This is a genomic window from Paenibacillus selenitireducens, from assembly GCF_002021565.1.
Lineage (GTDB): Bacteria > Bacillota > Bacilli > Paenibacillales > Paenibacillaceae > Paenibacillus_K > Paenibacillus_K selenitireducens.
In genome coordinates this window covers 1-2,509 of record NZ_MSZX01000041.1, presented here as the reverse complement: position 1 = coordinate 2,509, position 2,509 = coordinate 1, and the positions used below count along the sequence as shown (strand labels likewise).

4 protein-coding genes and 1 pseudogene are annotated in these 2,509 nt (G+C 38.6%); all 5 read left to right on the top strand.

Going from position 1 to position 2,509, the window contains the following annotated elements:
- Positions 1-120 precede the first annotated feature (120 nt).
- The 5 genes and pseudogenes from BVG16_RS32275 to BVG16_RS32255 all read left to right on the top strand — a co-directional run bounded on the left by BVG16_RS32275 (position 121) and on the right by BVG16_RS32255 (position 2,391).
- Entirely contained in the window at positions 121-300 is a 180-nt protein-coding gene (locus BVG16_RS32275) for a hypothetical protein (protein WP_078503144.1), read from the top strand.
- Complete coding sequence (locus BVG16_RS32270; protein ID WP_078503143.1) at positions 293-901, top strand: zeta toxin family protein; 609 nt, start codon at positions 293-295, stop codon at positions 899-901. The genes BVG16_RS32275 and BVG16_RS32270 overlap by 8 nt, the downstream gene beginning before the upstream one ends.
- A 53-nt stretch (positions 902-954) precedes the next feature.
- A pseudogene (gene sigK / locus BVG16_RS32265) lies at positions 955-1,467 on the top strand (RNA polymerase sporulation sigma factor SigK); the annotation flags it as partial.
- A 143-nt stretch (positions 1,468-1,610) separates the two neighbouring features.
- Positions 1,611-1,790: a hypothetical protein gene (locus BVG16_RS32260; RefSeq protein ID WP_078503144.1), complete on the top strand. Its 180-nt coding sequence runs from the start codon at positions 1,611-1,613 to the stop codon at positions 1,788-1,790.
- Positions 1,783-2,391: a zeta toxin family protein gene (locus tag BVG16_RS32255; protein WP_078503143.1), complete on the top strand. Its 609-nt coding sequence runs from the start codon at positions 1,783-1,785 to the stop codon at positions 2,389-2,391. Before BVG16_RS32260 ends, BVG16_RS32255 begins: the two co-directional genes overlap by 8 nt.
- The last annotated feature ends 118 nt before the right edge of the window (positions 2,392-2,509 follow it).

Genomic DNA, 2,509 nt, shown 5'->3' with positions numbered 1-2,509 from the left:
GAGGGCCCTCATTTCTAGGTTTTCGTGTTGCATTAAGAAATTAGTCAGTAGAGTAATTATTAATTACGCTTTTTTATATGCTATACTCAAACTACAAGTTGAATCAAGGCGGTGACATAAATGATGAATCGTACGCAGGATTTATCTAAACTAATCCGATTAACGGGCGATCGTGCAAAATTAGATGCGAAAGTAAATGGAACATATATTGTGTATAAAACTACTGATGGTCATATAGTTAGAGAATATGCTACGGGTGAGATTGTGCGAATGAGTGAGCAGGAGCTACATCATGAGTGATGTGAATGCTACAATGTTTGTTTTTGCTGGCAACAATGGAAGTGGTAAGAGTACAATTCGAAACTTAATTGTTGATAAACTTGGCGTAAGCATCAATATTGATCCTGATGCACTAGCACGCAAAATTGACAATATGAATCCTGAAAAGCGAAAAGTATCTGCAGGCAAAGAAGCAATAAGATTAGTTAGAGAATGTATTCGTAATAAGTGGGACTTTACCGTCGAAACAACTTTAGCAGGTGGAAACGCAATCCGTCAGATGCAAGAAGCTAAGAGTCATGGCTTTGAGATCATCATGTTCTACGTAGGACTAGGGGATGTTCAACTTAATATTGAACGTGTTGCTACGCGTGTGAAGAATGGTGGTCATCATATCGATACGGAAGATATCATTCGACGTGATGTTACGAGTATGAAAAACCTTCTGTCAAATTTATTCTTTATCGATCATTTAGTCGTCATAGATAATAGTAAAGCTGATGGTGAAATTATTATTGAAGCTGATACGAGTGCAATAAAGTATTATGTTGATGAATTACCTGAGTGGGCGCAAGTTATTGAAAGATCCTTATTATTGAGGAATAACCACCTAAAAGAGTAAACTAACTCATGCATGATTGAAGTTAGTTTATTTTTTTGACATCGCATCGTGTTCATATCGTCAAAAAATTCGATAATACCGGCGAAGATCTTGAAGACCTCATCTCGATTGGCACCATCGGGTTAATTAAAGCCATTGAGAGCTTCCAGCCGAACAAAGGCACCAAATTAGCGACGTTTGCAGCAAGATGTATTGAGAACGAAATACTTATGCACCTACGCAGTCTGAAGAAAACCCGTAAGGATGTTTCCCTACACGATCCGATCGGGACAGATAAGGAAGGAAATGAAATAACGCTAATCGATATCCTCGGTTCTGAGGCCGATGATGTTGTTGAGAAGGTGCAGCTGAAAATTGAGAAGAGCAAGATTTATCAGAACCTTGAGATTCTAGATGATCGGGAGAAAGAGGTTGTCGTAGGACGCTTCGGCTTGGAAGCGGGTGGCGAGGAGCGCACGCAGCGGGAGATTGCAAAGGAACTGGGGATCTCGAGGAGCTATGTGTCGCGGATTGAGAAGCGGGCGTTGATGAAGCTGTATCATGAGTTTTATAAGGCGAAGCGGTAGTGATTATAAAAACCTAGATTTGAGAGGGCCCTCATTTCTAGGTTTTCGTGTTGCATTAAGAAATTAGTCAGTAGAGTAATTATTAATTACGCTTTTTTATATGCTATACTCAAACTACAAGTTGAATCAAGGCGGTGACATAAATGATGAATCGTACGCAGGATTTATCTAAACTAATCCGATTAACGGGCGATCGTGCAAAATTAGATGCGAAAGTAAATGGAACATATATTGTGTATAAAACTACTGATGGTCATATAGTTAGAGAATATGCTACGGGTGAGATTGTGCGAATGAGTGAGCAGGAGCTACATCATGAGTGATGTGAATGCTACAATGTTTGTTTTTGCTGGCAACAATGGAAGTGGTAAGAGTACAATTCGAAACTTAATTGTTGATAAACTTGGCGTAAGCATCAATATTGATCCTGATGCACTAGCACGCAAAATTGACAATATGAATCCTGAAAAGCGAAAAGTATCTGCAGGCAAAGAAGCAATAAGATTAGTTAGAGAATGTATTCGTAATAAGTGGGACTTTACCGTCGAAACAACTTTAGCAGGTGGAAACGCAATCCGTCAGATGCAAGAAGCTAAGAGTCATGGCTTTGAGATCATCATGTTCTACGTAGGACTAGGGGATGTTCAACTTAATATTGAACGTGTTGCTACGCGTGTGAAGAATGGTGGTCATCATATCGATACGGAAGATATCATTCGACGTGATGTTACGAGTATGAAAAACCTTCTGTCAAATTTATTCTTTATCGATCATTTAGTCGTCATAGATAATAGTAAAGCTGATGGTGAAATTATTATTGAAGCTGATACGAGTGCAATAAAGTATTATGTTGATGAATTACCTGAGTGGGCGCAAGTTATTGAAAGATCCTTATTATTGAGGAATAACCACCTAAAAGAGTAAACTAACTCATGCATGATTGAAGTTAGTTTATTTTTTTGACATCGCATCGTGTTCATATCGTCAAAAAATTCGATAATACCGGCGAAGATCTTHGCTNDGRYANAGTATHNATSSGYAS

What these genes read in the sequence shown, in the direction of transcription:
- BVG16_RS32275 (WP_078503144.1), top strand. Translation starts at nt 121, where the DNA reads ATGATGAATCGTACGCAGGATTTATCTAAACTAATCCGATTAACGGGC.
- BVG16_RS32270 (WP_078503143.1), top strand. Translation starts at nt 293, where the DNA reads ATGAGTGATGTGAATGCTACAATGTTTGTTTTTGCTGGCAACAATGGA.
- BVG16_RS32260 (WP_078503144.1), top strand. Translation starts at nt 1,611, where the DNA reads ATGATGAATCGTACGCAGGATTTATCTAAACTAATCCGATTAACGGGC.
- BVG16_RS32255 (WP_078503143.1), top strand. Translation starts at nt 1,783, where the DNA reads ATGAGTGATGTGAATGCTACAATGTTTGTTTTTGCTGGCAACAATGGA.